The sequence below is a fragment of the Halorubrum alkaliphilum genome (assembly GCF_017873815.1).
Classification (GTDB): Archaea; Halobacteriota; Halobacteria; order Halobacteriales; family Haloferacaceae; genus Halorubrum; species Halorubrum alkaliphilum.
The window spans coordinates 151,022-167,727 of record NZ_JAGGKQ010000005.1; the positions used below are offsets into that span (position 1 = coordinate 151,022).

The 16,706-nt window shown below is 67.9% G+C and carries 16 protein-coding genes; 10 read left to right on the forward strand and 6 right to left on the reverse strand.

Features of this window, described 5'->3' with window-relative positions; genetic code table 11:
• Nucleotides 1–45: 45 nt before the first annotated feature.
• The 5 genes from J2751_RS05400 (at nucleotide 46) to ptsP (ending at nucleotide 6,257) form a co-directional block, all read left to right on the forward strand.
• Nucleotides 46–1,332, forward strand: coding sequence for a Zn-dependent hydrolase (locus J2751_RS05400; RefSeq protein WP_209483931.1), 1,287 nt, complete (start codon nucleotides 46–48; stop codon nucleotides 1,330–1,332).
• 84 nt (nucleotides 1,333–1,416) lie between these two features.
• Nucleotides 1,417–2,325 carry a mechanosensitive ion channel family protein gene (locus J2751_RS05405; protein WP_245202638.1) on the forward strand — a complete coding sequence of 303 codons (909 nt, stop codon included), beginning with the start codon at nucleotides 1,417–1,419 and terminating at the stop codon, nucleotides 2,323–2,325.
• 687 nt (nucleotides 2,326–3,012) lie between these two features.
• On the forward strand, nucleotides 3,013–4,218 hold the full coding sequence (locus tag J2751_RS05410; RefSeq protein WP_209483935.1) for a redox-regulated ATPase YchF: 1,206 nt from the start codon (nucleotides 3,013–3,015) through the stop codon (nucleotides 4,216–4,218).
• A gap of 36 nt (nucleotides 4,219–4,254) precedes the next feature.
• A complete protein-coding gene (locus J2751_RS05415) occupies nucleotides 4,255–4,572 on the forward strand; it encodes an HPr family phosphocarrier protein (protein ID WP_209483937.1) in 318 nt (105 codons plus the stop codon).
• Nucleotides 4,569–6,257 carry a phosphoenolpyruvate--protein phosphotransferase gene (ptsP, locus tag J2751_RS05420; protein WP_209483939.1) on the forward strand — a complete coding sequence of 563 codons (1,689 nt, stop codon included), beginning with the start codon at nucleotides 4,569–4,571 and terminating at the stop codon, nucleotides 6,255–6,257. The genes J2751_RS05415 and ptsP overlap by 4 nt, the downstream gene beginning before the upstream one ends.
• 37 nt (nucleotides 6,258–6,294) lie before the next feature.
• On the opposite strand, the gene dhaM is transcribed toward ptsP, so the two are convergent.
• Genes dhaM through dhaK form a run of 3 tightly spaced genes read right to left on the reverse strand, consistent with a single transcriptional unit; the run spans nucleotide 6,295 to nucleotide 8,401 of the window.
• The gene (gene dhaM, locus J2751_RS05425) at nucleotides 6,295–6,678 is read right to left on the reverse strand and encodes a dihydroxyacetone kinase phosphoryl donor subunit DhaM (protein ID WP_209483941.1); all 384 of its coding nucleotides are present in this window, start codon (nucleotides 6,676–6,678) and stop codon (nucleotides 6,295–6,297) included.
• Nucleotides 6,675–7,406 carry a dihydroxyacetone kinase subunit DhaL gene (gene dhaL / locus J2751_RS05430; protein ID WP_209483943.1) on the reverse strand — a complete coding sequence of 244 codons (732 nt, stop codon included), beginning with the start codon at nucleotides 7,404–7,406 and terminating at the stop codon, nucleotides 6,675–6,677. The genes dhaM and dhaL overlap by 4 nt, the downstream gene beginning before the upstream one ends.
• Nucleotides 7,403–8,401, reverse strand: coding sequence for a dihydroxyacetone kinase subunit DhaK (dhaK, locus tag J2751_RS05435; protein ID WP_209483945.1), 999 nt, complete (start codon nucleotides 8,399–8,401; stop codon nucleotides 7,403–7,405). The genes dhaL and dhaK overlap by 4 nt, the downstream gene beginning before the upstream one ends.
• 183 nt (nucleotides 8,402–8,584) lie before the next feature.
• Between dhaK and mvaD the strand changes: the two genes are divergently transcribed.
• On the forward strand, nucleotides 8,585–9,583 hold the full coding sequence (mvaD, locus tag J2751_RS05440) for a phosphomevalonate decarboxylase MvaD (protein WP_209483947.1): 999 nt from the start codon (nucleotides 8,585–8,587) through the stop codon (nucleotides 9,581–9,583).
• A gap of 34 nt (nucleotides 9,584–9,617) precedes the next feature.
• On the opposite strand, the gene J2751_RS05445 is transcribed toward mvaD, so the two are convergent.
• Nucleotides 9,618–9,989 carry a hypothetical protein gene (locus J2751_RS05445; protein ID WP_209483950.1) on the reverse strand — a complete coding sequence of 124 codons (372 nt, stop codon included), beginning with the start codon at nucleotides 9,987–9,989 and terminating at the stop codon, nucleotides 9,618–9,620.
• Nucleotides 9,990–10,147: 158 nt separating this feature from the next.
• Between J2751_RS05445 and J2751_RS05450 the strand changes: the two genes are divergently transcribed.
• Nucleotides 10,148–11,536, forward strand: coding sequence for a DEAD/DEAH box helicase (locus J2751_RS05450; protein ID WP_209483952.1), 1,389 nt, complete (start codon nucleotides 10,148–10,150; stop codon nucleotides 11,534–11,536).
• A gap of 39 nt (nucleotides 11,537–11,575) precedes the next feature.
• Here J2751_RS05450 and J2751_RS05455 read toward each other — a convergent pair whose 3' ends face one another.
• Nucleotides 11,576–12,292 carry an SOS response-associated peptidase gene (locus tag J2751_RS05455; RefSeq protein ID WP_209483954.1) on the reverse strand — a complete coding sequence of 239 codons (717 nt, stop codon included), beginning with the start codon at nucleotides 12,290–12,292 and terminating at the stop codon, nucleotides 11,576–11,578.
• A gap of 106 nt (nucleotides 12,293–12,398) precedes the next feature.
• Nucleotides 12,399–12,971: a nitrous oxide reductase accessory protein NosL gene (locus J2751_RS05460; protein WP_209483956.1), complete on the reverse strand. Its 573-nt coding sequence runs from the start codon at nucleotides 12,969–12,971 to the stop codon at nucleotides 12,399–12,401.
• A 104-nt stretch (nucleotides 12,972–13,075) separates the two neighbouring features.
• Between J2751_RS05460 and J2751_RS05465 the strand changes: the two genes are divergently transcribed.
• Genes J2751_RS05465 through J2751_RS05475 form a run of 3 tightly spaced genes read left to right on the forward strand, consistent with a single transcriptional unit; the run spans nucleotide 13,076 to nucleotide 16,699 of the window.
• Entirely contained in the window at nucleotides 13,076–15,058 is a 1,983-nt protein-coding gene (locus J2751_RS05465) for a NosD domain-containing protein (RefSeq protein WP_209483958.1), read from the forward strand.
• Nucleotides 15,051–15,839 (forward strand): ABC transporter ATP-binding protein, encoded by a 789-nt coding sequence (locus tag J2751_RS05470; protein WP_209483960.1) that lies wholly within the window; start codon nucleotides 15,051–15,053, stop codon nucleotides 15,837–15,839. Before J2751_RS05465 ends, J2751_RS05470 begins: the two co-directional genes overlap by 8 nt.
• A complete protein-coding gene (locus J2751_RS05475) occupies nucleotides 15,836–16,699 on the forward strand; it encodes a copper ABC transporter permease (RefSeq protein WP_209483962.1) in 864 nt (287 codons plus the stop codon). The genes J2751_RS05470 and J2751_RS05475 overlap by 4 nt, the downstream gene beginning before the upstream one ends.
• Nucleotides 16,700–16,706: the final 7 nt, after the last annotated feature.

Here is a 16,706-nt window from a genome sequence, read left to right on the forward strand (position 1 = left end):
AATGCTTTGTGAAAGGGTTTCCCGCCGGGGAACGATGGACACGATATGCGACTCCCCGTCGACGCCGACCGGCTCCGTACAGACGTCGAGGCGAACGCCGCTTTTGGCCGGATCGAGACGGACGACCCGGGAGCGCGCGGGCGAACGAACCTGACCGGCACCGGGCCGAACCGGGAGGCGCGCGATCACCTCGTTGACCGCTTGGACGACGCCGGCCTGAACGTGACCGTCGACGCCGTCGGCAACGTCGCCGGACGGTGGGTTCCCGACGGTGCCGACCCGGAGGCCGCTCCCGTCGCCGCCGGAAGTCATCTCGACAGCGTCCCCGAGGGCGGGATCTTTGACGGCCCACTCGGGGTGTACGCCGCGCTGGAGTCAGTTCGAGCGATGCAGGACGCCGAAATCGAGCCGGATCGGCCGGTGCTCGTCGTGAGCTTCACCGAGGAGGAGGGGTCCACGTTCGGGAACGGACTGCTCGGGTCGAGCGTCGCAACCGGCGAAACCACCCTCGATGAGGCCCTTGCGCTCGAAAGCGACGCGGGAGAGACGCTCGGGGACGCGCTCTCGCGGATCGGCTACCGGGGCGAGGGAACGCTCGACCCGGCGGGCTGGGAGGGCTTTCTCGAACTCCACGTCGAGCAGGACACGGTTCTCGAATCGGCCGGCGTCGACGTCGGGGTCGTGACGACGATCACGGGCATCAGCCACTGTGAGATCGAGATCGAGGGCGAGGCGAACCACGCGGGCGCGACGGCGATGGACGACCGGACCGACGCGCTCGCGGCCGCGAGCGAGGTCGTTCTCGACGTCGAAGCCGCCGCGAACCGGATCGCCGGGAGCGTCTCGGAGACCGCGGTCGCCACGGTCGGCTCGCTGTCCGTCTCGCCGAACGCGACGAACGTCGTCCCCGGCCGTGTCGAACTCGGCGTGGACGTTCGCGACGTCGAGTACGGGTCGATGGAGCGGATCGTGAGCGCCGTCCGCGAGTCGCTCGACCGTCTGGAACGCGAACGTGGCGTGGAGACGACGGTCGCCCGTCCGTTCGACGTCCGGCCGACGCCGATGAGCGAGCGGCTCCGTGGAGCCGCCCACGACGCCGCGGCGGAGGCGGGACGAACCGTGCTCGACCTCCATTCCGGCGCGGCTCACGACGCGATGCGGGTCGCTCGGGTCACAGACGCCTCGCTGCTTTTCGCCCCGTCGCGCGACGGGATCTCACACAACCCTCGGGAGTGGACGGACTGGAGCGACTGTGCGGCCGCGACGGCGGTTCTGGCCGGCGCGATGGCTCGGGCGGCGGGGGCGGCGGAGGCGACGGAGAAACGACGGTAGCACAACCGTTTTGCCGCGTCCCCGAGAGGTTGGACCGTGAGACGATCAGTCGCGGTCGGGTCGATCCTCGTCGGGATCGCCGCCATGCTCGGCGGCGCGTTCGTGGCGAGGGTCGGTCCGCTGGAGACGTGGCCGACCATCGTCGGCTATTCGGCGGACCTCGTCGTCGGACGCGGATTGCTGGTCGTCGCCGTCACCGCGCTACTGTTCGGAAGCTATCAGCTGCTCGTCGGCGTCCTGATGCGCTCGCCGAACAAGCGACGCGCACACAACACTCGAAACCTCCTCCGGCTCGCGTTCGGGTTCATCGGAACGATCGCGACGCTCGCGGTGCTGACCGAGAACTGGCTCGGGTTGCTCCTCTCGCTCGGTGTGATCGGCTTCGCGATCACGTTCGCGCTCCAACAGCCGCTGCTCTCGCTCATCGCGTGGGTGTACATCACGGTTAAACAGCCGTACGGGGTCGGAGACCGGGTTCGGATCGACGACGCGAAGGGCGACGTGATCGAGATCGACTTCCTCGTGACGACGCTGTGGGAGATCAACGGCGAACTCGTCACCACGAACCAGCCGTCGGGCCGGGTCGTGACCGTCCCGAACAGCGTCGTCCTCTCCTCGAACGTCGTCAACTTCGGCGGGGGTGGATCCCCATACGTGTGGAACGAGGTGGGCATTCAAGTGGCCTACGAGACGGATCTGGAGTTCGCCCGGGCGGTCATGCGTGAGGAGGCGGAGGACCTCTTCGGCGAGGAGATGGCGGAGGGGATCGCCGCCTACCGCGAGGCGCTCGCGGAGACGCCGGTCGAACTGGAGGTGTACGACCATCCGACGATCAATGTCACGCAGGGTGACTCTTGGGTCGAACTTCGCCTGCGATACCTCACACAGCCACGCCGAGGTCAGCGAGTAAAAAACGAGCTGTACGAGCGGATCCTCGACCGGTTCAACGACGAGCCGGACCGTGTCTCGTTCCCGGTGAGTCGGAATCGATGAGCGAGACCCCGCGCGAGCCGATCGGATCGACGCCGACGAGATCGGATTTAAAAGGGTCGTGACGCCCGTGACGGTCGCTTATAAATAAACGACGTGGCGGTGGCGTCGCCGGCGCGTAGCGCCGGCTGTAAGCGAGAGCAAAGCTCCCGCTTGCGACCGGCGACTCTCCCGCCGATAGGGCGAGGCTGGGGAGGCGTGAGATGCGGTCGCGGTGGGCGATGGTAAAGGGACAGTCGCCGGCGGCGGAGCCGCACGGCCGGGGGTTTGGAGGTGTCACCGACGATCCGAAGTCAGATCTTTATAAACGAACGATCGGGATCCGAACGTCACCACCGGATCATCGACCGTTTATAAACAGCCGCCAGCAACACCGCTCGACCGTTTATAAACAGCCGCCAGCAACACCGCTCGACCGTTTATAAACAGCCGCCAGCAACACCGCTCGACCGCTTATAAACAGCCGCCAGCAACACCGCTCGACCGCTTATAAACAGCCGCCAGCAACACCGTATCGAGACACCCGCTCCTACCACCAACCGGGAGAAGTTTTCATCGATCGGCCGATCCGGTGACGCTCGTCTCCGAGCGGCAGGGTTTCACCGGGGCCGTCCGGACGATCGTGTGTACCGTACGCAGGGGACGCTCCCTCTCGCATCGCTTTTTACCGCGGGGTGCCCACCGGGAGTAATGAGTTACCGGATCGGTCTCGTCGGCAAGCCCTCCGTGGGCAAGTCGACCTTCTTCAACGCGGCGACGATGAACGACGTGCCCGAGGGAGCCTATCCCTTCACGACGATCGACCCGAGCGTGGGCGAGGCGTACGTCCGCGTCGAGTGTGCGGCCCCCGAGTTCGAGGAGACCTGTACGCCGAGCGTGGGCGTCTGCCGCGACGGGACGCGGTTCGTCCCCGTGGAACTCGTCGACGTCGCCGGGCTCGTCCCCGGCGCACACGAGGGGCGCGGGCTCGGCAACCAGTTCCTCACCGACCTCAACGAGACGGACGTGTTGGTTCACATCGTCGACTTCTCGGGGACGACCGACATCGAGGGGGAAGCGACGACCGGCCACGACCCGCGGGAGGACATCGACTTCTTGGAGGAGGAGCTCGACGCGTGGTACCTCGACGTCCTCGAAAAGGGAATCGAGAAGTTCGAGACGCGCTACCACGGCTCCGAGGCGGCCATCGAGGAGGAGCTCGCGGAGCAGATGTCGGCGTTCGGGATCAATAAGGACCGGATGAAACGGACCATCCTCGCGGAGGGGCTCGAACTCGATCCCGATACCTGGGACGACGCGGAGCGGGCGTCGCTCGCCCGCGAGATCCGCAAGCGCACCAAGCCGATGGTCGTCGCCGCCAACAAGATGGACACGCCGGAGGCGCAGGCGAACTGGGAGATGATCACGACCGACCCCGACTACGACCACCTCTCATTCGTTCCGGCCAGCGCGCACGCCGAGAAGGCACTCAAAAAGGCCGACGAAGCGGGCGTCGTCGACTACACCGCTGGCGACGGCGGCTTCGAGATTGTCGGGGATGTCTCCGACGAACAGGAGACCGGCCTCCGACAGATCGAGGGGTTCGTCGAGTCGTACGGTGGGACCGGAGTCCAGCACGCACTGGAGGAGGCGGTCTTCGACGTGCTCGGCTGTATCGCCGTCTTCCCTGGTACCGCGAGCGGGAGCCGTGATGACAACAAGGGCGTGTTCCGCGACTGTTTCATTCTTCCGGAGGGCGCGACGACGGAAGAGTTCGCGTTCCACATCCACTCGGACATCGGCGAGGGGCTGCTCCACGGCACCGACTGCCGGAGCGGGCGGCAGGTGGGGACGGGCCATGAGCTCGACCACCGCGACGTGATCGAGCTGGTCTCGACGAACCAGGCCGCACCGTGACGAGCATATAAAACGCCCCGACGACGTAAGGGGAGTATGGAACGTACCGTAATGGTGGTGCCGGAGGCCGGTCTCCACGCACGACCCGCTTCGAAACTCGTACAGACCGCCAACCGGTTCGACGCCGAGGTGTCGATCGGTCGCGCCGACGACGGGGCGGGCTCCGGAGCGGACAACGGTCTGGTTCCGGCGAACAGCATGCTCTCGGTGACCGGTCTGAACGTCGCCCACGGGGAGTCAGTCCGCGTGGTCGCCGACGGTCCGGAGGCGGCCGACGCGCTCGACGCGATCGCCGACTTGCTCACGACACCGGTCGAGGAAGGGGAGGCCGAGGACGGCGGTGACGACGAGTGAGAACGCTTGCTGGGGTCGGCAGCACGCCGCTCACCGGGATCGGGACGGCACGCTGGTACGATTCGGCCGAGGATCTGAGCCTCCCCGACGAACCGGACCCCGAGGCCGTCGATCCAGCCGCCGAACGGGAGCGGTTCGCGGACGCCCGCACGACCGCTCGCGAGGCGATCCGACTGGCTCGGGATCGTGCCGCGGACCGCGTCGGCGAGGAGGAGGCGACCGTCTTCGACGCACACGAGGCCTTTCTCGACGACCCGGGACTGATCGACGACATCGAGGCCGCCATCGACGAGGGAACCCCCGCGGAACGCGCCGTCGACGACCGGTTCGGGGACGCGATCGTCCAGTTCGAAGGAATGGAGGGCCGAATGGCGGAGCGTGCCGACGACCTCCGTGACGTTCGAGACCGACTGCTCCGGGTACTGCTCGACGTCGATACGGTCGACCTCTCGACGCTCCCGCCGGGAACCGTCCTGCTGGCCGAGCGACTGACCCCGAGCGACACCGCGAGCCTCGATCCGGACGCGGTGGCAGGGATCGCGACCGCGACCGGCGGGCGGACCTCACACGCGGCGATCATCGCGCGATCCCTCTCGATTCCGGCGGTCGTCGGCGTCGGCGACGCCCTTCGTGCGGTCTCGGACGGTGAGACCGTGCTCGTCGACGGCGAGGCCGGAGAGCTCGTCGTCGATCCCGACGAGACCCGTCGCGCCGCGATCGACGACGAGGAGACCGAGGTCGTCCGCGACCGAGTGACGACCGCGGACGGAAGGGCAGTCGAGGTCGCCGCCAACGTCGGGAGCGAGCCCGAGTTAGCTCCCGCGAGCGACCGCGGCGCGGACGGGATCGGCCTGTTCCGGACGGAGTTCCTCTTTCTCGACCGGGAGTCGCAGCCGGACGAGGACGAACAGTACGAGGCGGTCACGGCCGCCCTCGAACGGTTCCCCGACGACCGCGTCGTCGTCAGGACGCTCGACGTGGGCGGCGACAAGGACGTGCCGTATCTCGACCTCCCGACGGAGACCAACCCGTTCCTCGGTCGGCGGGGGATCCGACTGTCGCTCGGCGAGCACGCGGACCTGTTCGAGACGCAGCTGCGTGCCCTGTTGCGCGCCGCCGCCTCCGATGTCGGCGGAGATCTCGCCGTCATGTTCCCGATGGTGACGCGGATCAAGGAGGTGACGGACGCGGTAGCGACGGTCGAATCGGTCGCGACCGATCTGGAGGCCGAGGGGGTCGATCACGCGATCCCCGAACTCGGCGCGATGATCGAGACGCCGGCAGCCGCGAGCATGGCGGACGCGTTGGGCGATCGGCTCGACTTCCTCAGCATCGGGACGAACGACCTCACCCAGTACGTGATGGCCGTCGACCGCGAGAACGATGCTCTCTCCGAGTACCACGACCCGCTTCATCCGGCAGTGTTGCGGACGATACACCGGACGACGACCGCCGCCGCCGACGCGGACGCGTGGGTCGGGATGTGCGGCGAGATGGCGGGCGATCCGGCCCTGACCGAACTGCTCGTCGGGCTCGGCCTCGACGAACTCAGTATGAGCGCTGTGACGGTTCCGGCGGTCAAAAAGCGTGTCCGCGAGGTCGACGTGAACGAGGCCCGAGAACTCGCCGACGCCGCCCTCGCCTGTGAGACGCGAGCGGAGGTACGGGAGTTGCTCGAAGAGTAATCGCGAGGCCCGAGCGGGACGTCTCGACTTCGTGCCGCTACAGTTTCTCGATGTCGCGAGCTGCTTCTGCCTGTTCTCTTACCGTTTCGATCGTCGCGTTTGGGTCCGTCGCAGCGACCGCCGCGTTGACGGCACCCTCAAGAACGGGCGCGTCCGCGATGACCGCGTCGACGTCCCCCATCTCGATGGCGACCTCGGCGTTCATCACCGCGCTGCCGAGATCGACCAACACGACGACGCCGTCGCCGTCGTCGGCCGACCCGATGGTGTCTCCGATGGCGTCCGGGACGGTACCGATGCCGCCCTGCCCGTCGCCGCCGACGGCCTCGATACGGGTGTCGCCCGCCATCTCCGCAGCCACCTCGCGGATCCCCTCGGCCGCTCGCTCGCTGTGGGAGACGACGACGAGTCCGACGGTCACTCCTCCCCCTCCGGGGCCGCATCAGCCCCGTCAGCCCCGGCGTCCTCGTCGGGAATCGTCGGCGAGGTCGCGTCGACGTCCGGGACCGGTTCGTCCAGCCGGTCCGCGACAGTCCTCAGCAGCTCCTGGAGGATGAACAGCGTGCTCGTCGCCCCCGGGTCCTGATGACCGACCGATCGCCAGCCGAGATAGGAGGCGCGACCCTTTCGCGCGCGGATCGGGACGGTAAAAGCCACACCGCGCTCGGCCGCGTCAGTCGCCTTCGCGAGCGCTTCGAGCGGCGGGCGCTCGTCGGTCTCGATCGATTTCTTGAACGTGTGGACCGCCGGCGTCAGGGCGTCGACCATCGTGTGGTCACCGACCCGCGCGTCGCCGCGGTCCTCAACCTTCTCCAGATAGGTTTCCGCGAACGCGACCGCGGTCTCGGGCGTGATCCCGCCCTCCAACTCCGCCCCGGCGAAGACGAGCGAGCCACCGAACAGCGGTCCCGACGCGCCGCCGACCTCCGCCATGAGCGTCTTACCGACCGTTTTTGCGACCGTTTCGGGATCCGGGTCGTCGAGGTCGCGAGCGGTCTCCGCGGCCTTCGCCCAGCCGCGCGCCATGTTTCCGCCGTGGTCCGCGTCACCGATCGCCGAATCGAGCTGTGTGAGGTGGTCGCGCTCGGCTTCGAGTCGCTCTGCGACCCGTTCAACGGCCGCGACCACGGCCTCACCGTCCCCGCTCATTGGACGCTCAACCCGGGAGTGTCGGCCGGCGCGTCGAACAGGCCCTTGAGCTCGTCGTCGAGGACACACACCGTGATCGAGAGCCCCTCCATGTCCAGCGAGGTCATGTAATCGCCCACCCACGCGTCGTGCGTCTCGATCTCGTGCTCGCCGAGTAGCTCCTGAAGCCGGCGGTTGACGACGAACAGCTCCATCTCGGGGGTGCCGCCCATCCCGTTGACGATAGTGAGCACCTCCTCGCCCGCCTCGACGTCGAGGTCGTCGAGCACCGTCTCGGTCAGCTCGTCGGTCACCGCATCGGCGGGCATGGTTTCGGTTCGCTCGGTCCCGGGTTCGCCGTGGATCCCGATGCCCAATTCGATCTCGTCGTCGCCCAGATCGAACGTCGGTTCGCCCTTCTCCGGCGTGACACACGACGTGAGCGCCATGCCCATCGTGCCGACGTTGTCGATCACCTTCTCGGCGACGCGTTTGACCTCCGAGAGGTCCGCTCCCTCGGCCGCCTTCGCGCCCGCGGCCTTGTGGACGAGGATGGTTCCACAGACGCCGCGGCGGCCGGAGGTGTACAGCGAGTCCTCGACGGCGACGTCGTCGTCGACGACGACGCTCTCGACCTCGACACCCTCCATCTCCGCCAATTCGATGGCAGTCTCGAAGTTCATCACGTCGCCCTCGTAGTTCTTGATGATGGCGAGTACACCGTCGCCACCGTCACAGGCGTCGATCAGCGCCTCGAACTCGTCGGCGGTCGGCGAGGAGAACACGCCGCCCGCAGCCGCCCCGTCCAGCATTCCGTCGCCGATATAGCCGGCGTGAGTGGGCTCGTGGCCGCTGCCGCCGCCGGTAACGAGACTCACTTTTCCGTCCACCGGTGCGTCCTCGCGGACCATCACTTGCGTGTCCGGAAGGCGTCGCAGTCGGTCGGGATACGCCGCGAGCATCCCGTCGAGCATCTCGTCGACGACGTCGTCCGGATCGTTGATCAGCTTCTTCATAATCGATCTATATGATACGCCGTGTTCAATTAAAGATAGTGGCAGGGGCGGTTCGCGTCGCCGTGGGGGTGGTCGTCCCGGCAGCGTTCGAAACGGAAGCCGTCGCCTTCACTTCGATGGGCAACCGGGTTTTCCTCCCGGTCATCGCAACGACTAATCCGGCCCCGACCGCTGTTCCGGGTAATGACCGAGAAAGTCACTGCACGAGCCCACCCGATCCAAGGGCTCGTCAAGTATCACGGGATGCGTGACGCCGAACTCAGACTACCGTACCACGACAGTATCAGTCTCTGTACCGCGCCGACCGCGACGACGACGACCGTCGAGTGGGAACCCGACGCGAGCGCGGACACGTACGTTATCGGCGGCGAGCCCGTCGAGGGGCGGGCCGCCGAACGGATCGATATGGTCGTCGATCACGTGCGCGAGGTGGCCGGCTTCGACCATCCCGTCCGACTGGAAAGCGAGAACTCGTTCCCGTCGAACATCGGCTTCGGCTCGTCGTCCTCGGGGTTCGCCGCGGCGGCACTGGCATTGGTCGAGGCGGCGGGTCTCGACATGACGCTTCCCGAGGTCTCGACGGTGGCTCGCCGCGGCTCCTCGTCGGCCGCTCGCTCCGTGACGGGCGCGTACTCCGTCCTCGAAGCCGGACTCAACGACGAGGACTGTCGCTCGTATCGGCTCGATGTCGGCGAGGGACCGGACGGGTTCGACCCCGAGGAGGACCTCCGGATCGTCGCCGCCCACGTCCCCGCGTATAAGGAGACCGAGGAGGCACACCGCGAGGCCGCCGCGAGCCACATGATGCAGGCGCGGACGGCGCACGTCCAAGACCAGCTCGTGGAGATGAAGGACGCGCTCCGTGCGGGCGATTTCGAGCGGATCTTCGGTACCGCCGAACACGACTCACTCTCCCTGACGGCGACGACGATGACCGGACCCGCGGGCTGGGTGTACTGGCAGCCGGAGACGATAGCGGTGTTCAACGCGGTTCGCGAGCTACAGGAGTCGGGCGTCGACGTCCACTTCTCGACGGACACCGGCGCGTCGGTGTACGTCAACACCCGCGAGGAACACGTCGAGGAGGTCGAATCGCGCATCGCCGAGATCGGTATCGAGACCGATGTCTGGGAGGTCGGCGGTCCGGCACGGGTGCTCGACCCGAGCGAGGCGCTGTTCTAGTTGGACCGGCGGGAGCAGTGGAGCCGAGGACGCGTTAGGCGGCCGCGATCGAGCGCGTGAACGGCACACCGACGGCGTCGGTGACGCCGGCAACGGGGAGTACTGCGAGTACGAGGATCGCCGCGCCCCACGCGATGAACCCGATGATCGCGGCGTGCGTCCACGAGGCGTCGTACCGCCGTCGGATGATCCAGATCCACGCGAGAAGCGGGATGAACTCGCCGACCAAGGGGACCCACGAGAGGAAGAACTCGGAGAGCCCCCACACGATCGCGCCGACCAACGCCGTGAACACGGCGTGGCCGTAGTCCTGCGTGTCCGTGACGACGCTGGCCGCGATGAAGATGGCCAGTCCGCCGACGAGCAAGCCGACGACGAACGCGACGAGCGATCCGATGAGACTCATGGCCGGGAGGTGCGTCTCGCGGGACTTGAGGCTACCGGCACCGTCCCCCAGTCGCTTTGGGGGCGTCGACTAGCGATTCGAGTTTCGGACCGGTGGAGATCGTTCGCGCGGCGGACCGAGGCGGTGGTCCTTTATCAGTCGGCCGGCTACTCGAACCGATGACGGTCCGGCTCTCCTACGAGAACGGGACGATCCGCGTCGACGCCGGCGGGAGTGCCGGTGCCGACGGGACCGGTACGGATCGGATCCCTCCACTCCCCGGCGTCGAGGACGACCCACGATCCGGGACTGCTCGGGCCCCCGCGTACCGCTACGCGGCGATCCGCCGGGCGCTCTCGGTTGCGGGGGTATCGGTCGAGGACCGGGTGCTTGCGGACCGACCGAGCGGCGGCGACGACGACCTCGCGTTATCCACCGACTACGACCTCCGGGAGTACCAAGCCGACGCGCTCGCCGCGTGGCACGACGCCGACGACCGGGGGGTGCTCGAACTCCCGACGGGAGCCGGCAAGACGGTGATCGCGATCCGCGCGATGGTCGATCTGGGCGTTCCGACGCTCGTCGTCGTCCCCACCATCGATCTACTCGACCAGTGGGAACGCGAACTGGACACCGAGTTCGACGTTCCGATCGGGCGGTTCGGCGGCGGGGAGCAGCGTCAGGAGCCGATCACGGTGTCGACGTACGACTCCGCGTACCTGAAAGCCGAGGACGTTGGCGACGACTTCGCGTTCGTCGTCTTCGACGAGGTCCACCACCTCGGCGGGGAGGGATACCAGGACATCGCGCGGCTGCTGGCCGCTCCGGCCCGACTCGGACTCACGGCGACGTTCGAGCGACCCGACGGGGGCCACGAGACGGTCGCCGAACTCGTCGGCGAGCGCGTCTACGCGCTTGACGTGGACGACCTCGCCGGTGACCACCTTGCCCCCTACGACATCCGGCGGATGGAAGTGGAGTTAACTCCCGAAGAGCGGGAGCGATACGAGGCCAAACAGGGCACTTTCGTCGGGTACCTCCGCGAGTCCGGGATCACGTTCACCAGCGGGGAGGACTACCGGAAGCTCGTGATGCGCTCGGGCAACGACCCCCGTGCCCGGGAGGCCCTGCTCGCGAAGTCGGCTGCGCGGGAGATCATGATGAACGCGGAACGGAAGATCGAGCGGCTCGCGGACCTGCTCGATCGCCACCGGGAGGACCGGGTGATCGTGTTCACCGCGCACACCGAACTCGTCTACCGCCTCTCCGAGCGGTTCCTGATCCCCGCGATCACGGCGGAGACGGGGGCGAAAGAGCGACGGGAGATCCTGGAGCGGTTCCGTGACGGAACCTACTCCCGCGTCGTCGCCGCCAACGTCCTCGACGAGGGCGTCGACGTTCCGGACGCCAACGTCGCGGTGGTCCTCTCGGGATCGGGAAGCGAACGCGAGTTCACCCAGCGGCTCGGCCGCGTCCTCCGACCGAAAGACGACGGCGGACGCGCGATCCTTTATGAGCTCGTCAGCGCGGAAACCGCCGAGGAGCGCGTCGCCGGGCGGCGTCGGTGAGACGACGACCGGACCGGATCGACGGGTGGATCGACCGACTCACCCGGCGGGTTCTATCAGCTCATATCCGTCGGTTCCGGCGGCGTTCACCCGGTCAGAGACGGGGAACGCGCGCATCTCGTCGGCCGGGTACGGATCCATGATCGCCGCCGCCTCGTCGGGGTCGCCGTGGAGCCACGCCGCCTCCTCGTCCGGGCCCACTATCACTGCCATCCGGTGGTGGAGGTCACGTATCAGTTCGTTCGGGTCCGTCGTCACGATCGTGAACGTCTCGACGACATCGCCATCGGACCCGTCGCTCGCGTCGTCGGCCGTTCCCCCGCCGAACGCGCCGAGTCCTGCCTGCGTCGTCTCGGGTTCGGGGGGCCGCCACCGCTCGTACAGTCCCGCCATCGCGAACGGGCGGTCGTCATCGAAGGCGACGCGGTAGGGTCGTTTCTCCCCGCGCTCTTCGACCCACTCGTAGAAGCCGTCCGCGGGGACGAGACACCGGCGGGATTCGTACGCGTCGGCGAAACTTCGCTTCTCCCGGACCGTCTCGGCGCGGGCGTTGATCAGGCCGAACGACTCCTCGGCCCACGACGGCGTGAGCCCCCACTCCATCCGCGTCGCCCGCTCGGGATCTTCGGCCGTGATAACGGGCAGCTGCTCGCCGGGGGCACGGTTGTACCCCGGCCGATACTCCTCGCCGAACGTCACCCCGAACCGCGACTCCAACTCGGCGACCGGGGTGAAAAGCGTATAGCGGCCACACATATACGATCCGTGTCGTGGCGGATGGTATAAAAGGCGTCGAGGACCTTGTCGGAGCGGAAACGCGACGGCAGCGGGACCCGTGCCGCACGACAGGCCCGGCGATTTATTACAGCCCCTCGATCACGGTCCGGTCGACCGCCCCGGCGTCCATCTCCTGCCCGCCGTACGTCTCCTGAAACGAGTCCACATCGGCGGAGTCGGAAAACGGGATGAGCTCCGGCCCCATCGACCCGACCACGTCGCTGCCGGCGACCACCGTCAGGTGGGCCGTCGAAGCGAACGCCTCGCTCTCGACGTGCGAGGAGAAGAGCACGTCGGAGCCCTCCTCGAACGCTTCCTGATCGACTCGCGAGTAGTCGGTGAGGAAGGTGACGAGCGGCTCTCGGCCCGCATCCTCCTCGTCGAACCGGTATCGGTAGGTACAGCTGCTGCTACAGAACTGCCCCGGGCGTCCGCCCTCCGGCTCGTCGTCCGCGAAATGGATCTGGCCGACCGGTCCCGGATGGTCCTCGACGATCATTCCACACTGGTCACAGGACCGCTCGCCGTCGAGAGCTATCGGCTCGATATCTGGGTCGCCCTCTCCGCCGAGACAGCCCGCGACCGCCAGCGCCATCCCGGTCGACACGCCCGTCAACACGGTCCGTCTGTTCACGTCGGAGTCGTCATATTCGGCCATACACGCATTCGGGGACTCGGGTCCAAATACCCTCCGTAGCGGTTCATCCCGGCGTTCGAGGAACGAACCAGATCGGCTATACGCCCGCCCACGTAACGTCCGGCGTGTTACGGATCGACCCGTTCGGCGACCGGTCGAGACTCGCCGGATGGATTGTCGCCGTGGCGGTTCTCGTGGCGGTTCTGGTCGCTGGCGGCGCGTTCCTCGCTGACCCCGCGGCGTCGACGCCCGACCCCGTCGCGTACGACGACACCGTCGAACTCGGGCTGTCCGCCGAGACGGACGCGGAGATGAGCTCCGACGCAACTGTCCCCCGGGTACAGGTGTTCTACTCGCAGTTCCAGTACGTCGTCGGCTATCACGGGGTCGAGACGTTCGTCGATGCGCTCGCCGACGACCGAACGGAACGCCAACTCGGGTTCCCAGTGACCGTCTACGTCCAGACGTTCGATGACGCGGACCCACACACCATCGACGAGGACCGGTTCGCCGCGAGCGAGCAACCCGAGTGGTCGCCCGCGGAGGAGGCGGTGTACGTCGTCGACGGCGACGTCGAGAGCACTGCCGGCGAGACGCTGGTTCCCTTCGCCGATCGAGGTGCTGCGGAGCGGTTCGCCGCGTCCCATGACGGTCACGTCGTGGACTGGGAGACCCTCAGAGACCGATCGTTCGACGTCGACGCCGCGGACGCGGTCCGATTGGTCGCTCCCGAGCGTTGGGCGGCGGCCGACGACCGGATCCGGAAGTCGGGCGACCGCATCGACCGGCCCGAGTCGATCATCGTCGGCGAGGACGAGCCCACCGTCGAGGCCGCGGTCGACGCCGCAGAGCCCAACACGACGGTTCGCGTACCGCCGGGCGAGTACGACGAGACCGTCGTCGTCGACGAGCCGATCACGATCGCCGGCGAGGACGCTACGATCCGGGGCAACGGAACCGGGTCCGTGATCGAGGTGCGATCGCCGGACGTGGGGATCGTCGGCCTCTCGCTGTCGGGGACCGGAAACGAGACCCGAGATCCGGACGCTGCCGGCGGCCCGCCCGATGACGGCGAGGACTGGGACACGAACGTTCAACTCGGCTATGGCCACGGCGACGCGGGCATCAGGGCCGTCGACGCGCCCGGGTTGGTCGTCGAGGACGTGCGGATCGACACCGATGCGAGCGGCGTCCTCCTCCGTGACGGCTCCGACGCGACGCTAACCGGACTCCACGTTCGCGGCGCGGACGACTGGCGGGACGGGTTCATGGGCGTCGTGGGGATGGAGTCACAGGTGACGGTCGATGACTCCCGGTTCGAGGACGGTCGCGACGGGGTGTACCTCCACCGTGCGGACGGCTCGGTCGTCCGAAACTCGACGTTCCTCGGGACCCGCTACGGTGCCCACCTGATGTACACGGCTGATTCGCTGATCGCCGACAACGTCGCCCGCGACCAGCTGTACGGCGGTATCACGGTGATGACCCGGCCGAGCGGGAACGCGATCGTCGGCAACGACGTGCGGGACTCGCCGGCCGGGATTCAGGCCTCGGGCACTCGGACGTACATCGCGTACAACACGCTCGCGAACAACGGGCTGGGACTCTCCACGAGTTCGCGCAGCTCGCTCTACGAACACAACGTCCTTCTCGACAACGAAGAGGGGGCTCGGGCGACGACGGTCGTCCCGTCGAGCCGCGTCGCCGCCAACGACTTCGTCGGCAACGACGACCACGCCGGCGCGGGAGCCGGACCGCTCCGGATCTGGGCAGACGGCGACCGGGGGAACCACTGGGAGGGAGCTGACGCCGGGTTCCGCGCCGCCGACCGGGCGTACGAGCCGACGTCGCCGGTCGACGCCGCGCTCCATCGCGACCCGGCGGCGACCACGCTGGCCGAATCTCCGGCGGCACGCCTGCTCGACCACCTGATCGGCACGGTTCCCGGGGCACGCTCGGGGAGCATCGTCGATCCGGTTCCCGTGACCGACCCGCACTCACCGGATCGGATCGAGGCGGTTCGCGAGGGGGGTGGTGATCCCGTTCATCCGGACTGGCGAGGCGATATCGACGCGGACGAGAACGCGCAGGACGACACCAATGACTGATACCACCACGTTGACGGCGGATGGAGAGCGGAGGATCGCGTCGTTCACGGACGTCACCCGGACGTACGGCGGGATCCCCGTCGTGGACTCGGTATCGCTATCGATACGGCCGGGAACGACCGCGGTGATCGGACCGAACGGCTCGGGGAAGTCGACGCTGCTCGGCCTCCTCGCCGGCTCGGTCGAACCGGTCGAGGGCGTCGTCGACCGCGCCGAGACGGGTGACGGTCGCGGTGAGCGTCGAGTCGGCTACCTTCCACAGGACGTTCCGTTCCGCGGGTCGTTCACGGCGCGCGAGACGCTCGCATTTTACGCCCGGTTCGTGGGTGCGGACCCGGACGCGCTGCTCGCGTCGGTCGGCCTGACGGACGCCGCCGACCGCCGGGTAGATGCCCTCTCCGGCGGGATGCGCAGACTGTTGGGGATCGCGCAGGCGACGATCGGTGACCCGCCACTCGTCGTCCTCGACGAGCCGACGAGCGGGCTCGACCCGGGGATGCGAGAACGGGCGTTCCGCGTGGCCGCTGCGGCCGCAGACGACGGCACGGCCGTCGTCGTGAGTTCACACGACCTCGATCTGGTCGGGGAGCACGCCGACCGGCTCCTGCTCCTCGATCGCGGGGGCGTTGCCGCCGCGGACGATGTCGACTCGCTGTTCGAGGACCACGACGTGTCGAGCGTCGAGGAGCTCTATCGGTCGGTCGTCGCCTCCGACTCGGACGGATTGGGGGGATCAAGCGAGGCGGACCACGCGGTACACGTCACGGGGGTCTCCGAATGACGAGCGCGCTGCGCGCCCTCGGAACGGTGTTCCGGCGCGAGTTGGCGACCGTCCTCCGGACGCCCGGATACGCCGTCTTAGGGCTCGGTGTGCTCCTCATCGTCGCCGCCGTCGCCGTCGTCGGTGGGGGTGGCTCGACGGGGATCCTCCCGGCCGTCGTCGACCTGTTACTTCCGGTCGAGGTGCTCGTCCCGCTCGTCGCGGTCGTCCTCGGCTATCGAGCCCTGCTCACCGATGTTGGGAGCGGGGAACTCGCGGTGATACGAACGTATCCGGTGGGTGTCGTCGCGTACACGCTCGGGGTGCTTCTCGCTCGCCTCGTTGCGCTCATCGTGCTCGTCGGGGTCCCGCTCGCGATGGTCGGCGGCTACATATGGGCCACCGCCAGTCCGGAGACAGGTATCTACGCGACGCATACCGGCGTCGACTCGCCGCTGCTGTTCGTTCGGTTCCTCACCTTCGCCCTCGCGCTCGGTGCCAGCTACCTCGCCGTCGCCGCGGCGGTCTCGTCGCTCGCGGCCGGCCGTCGCAGCGCGCTGGCGCTCGGGAGCGTCGTTCTCCTCGGCGGAGTCCTCGGCGGTGACCTCGGCGTGTTGCGGTCGCTGTCCGACGGTGGATCGACCACGGCGCTCGCCGGGACGGTAGCGTCGACGCCGAACGGGGCGTTTCGAGGGCTCGTCTTCGAGTACGTCGTCGGCGTCGCGTTCGAGGCCGGGAACGGCTTCGTCGATCCGGGTCGTGCGGTCCTGACGCTTCTCGGATGGTCGGTCGTCGGCGTCGCCGTCGCCGTCGGCTCGTTGGCATACGGCCGGCGTGTGGACGCGGTGCTCGAACGGCTTCGCGGTCGGTTCCGATTCTGACCGGCGC

Coding starts and splice junctions, on each gene's coding strand:
- J2751_RS05400 (WP_209483931.1), top strand. CDS start 46: ATGCGACTCCCCGTCGACGCCGACCGGCTCCGTACAGACGTCGAGGCG.
- J2751_RS05405 (WP_245202638.1), top strand. CDS start 1,417: ATGCTCGGCGGCGCGTTCGTGGCGAGGGTCGGTCCGCTGGAGACGTGG.
- J2751_RS05410 (WP_209483935.1), top strand. CDS start 3,013: ATGAGTTACCGGATCGGTCTCGTCGGCAAGCCCTCCGTGGGCAAGTCG.
- J2751_RS05415 (WP_209483937.1), top strand. CDS start 4,255: ATGGAACGTACCGTAATGGTGGTGCCGGAGGCCGGTCTCCACGCACGA.
- dhaL (WP_209483943.1), bottom strand. CDS start 7,406: ATGAGCGGGGACGGTGAGGCCGTGGTCGCGGCCGTTGAACGGGTCGCA.
- dhaK (WP_209483945.1), bottom strand. CDS start 8,401: ATGAAGAAGCTGATCAACGATCCGGACGACGTCGTCGACGAGATGCTC.
- mvaD (WP_209483947.1), top strand. CDS start 8,585: ATGACCGAGAAAGTCACTGCACGAGCCCACCCGATCCAAGGGCTCGTC.
- J2751_RS05445 (WP_209483950.1), bottom strand. CDS start 9,989: ATGAGTCTCATCGGATCGCTCGTCGCGTTCGTCGTCGGCTTGCTCGTC.
- J2751_RS05450 (WP_209483952.1), top strand. CDS start 10,148: ATGACGGTCCGGCTCTCCTACGAGAACGGGACGATCCGCGTCGACGCC.
- J2751_RS05455 (WP_209483954.1), bottom strand. CDS start 12,292: ATGTGTGGCCGCTATACGCTTTTCACCCCGGTCGCCGAGTTGGAGTCG.
- J2751_RS05460 (WP_209483956.1), bottom strand. CDS start 12,971: ATGGCCGAATATGACGACTCCGACGTGAACAGACGGACCGTGTTGACG.
- J2751_RS05470 (WP_209483960.1), top strand. CDS start 15,051: ATGACTGATACCACCACGTTGACGGCGGATGGAGAGCGGAGGATCGCG.
- J2751_RS05475 (WP_209483962.1), top strand. CDS start 15,836: ATGACGAGCGCGCTGCGCGCCCTCGGAACGGTGTTCCGGCGCGAGTTG.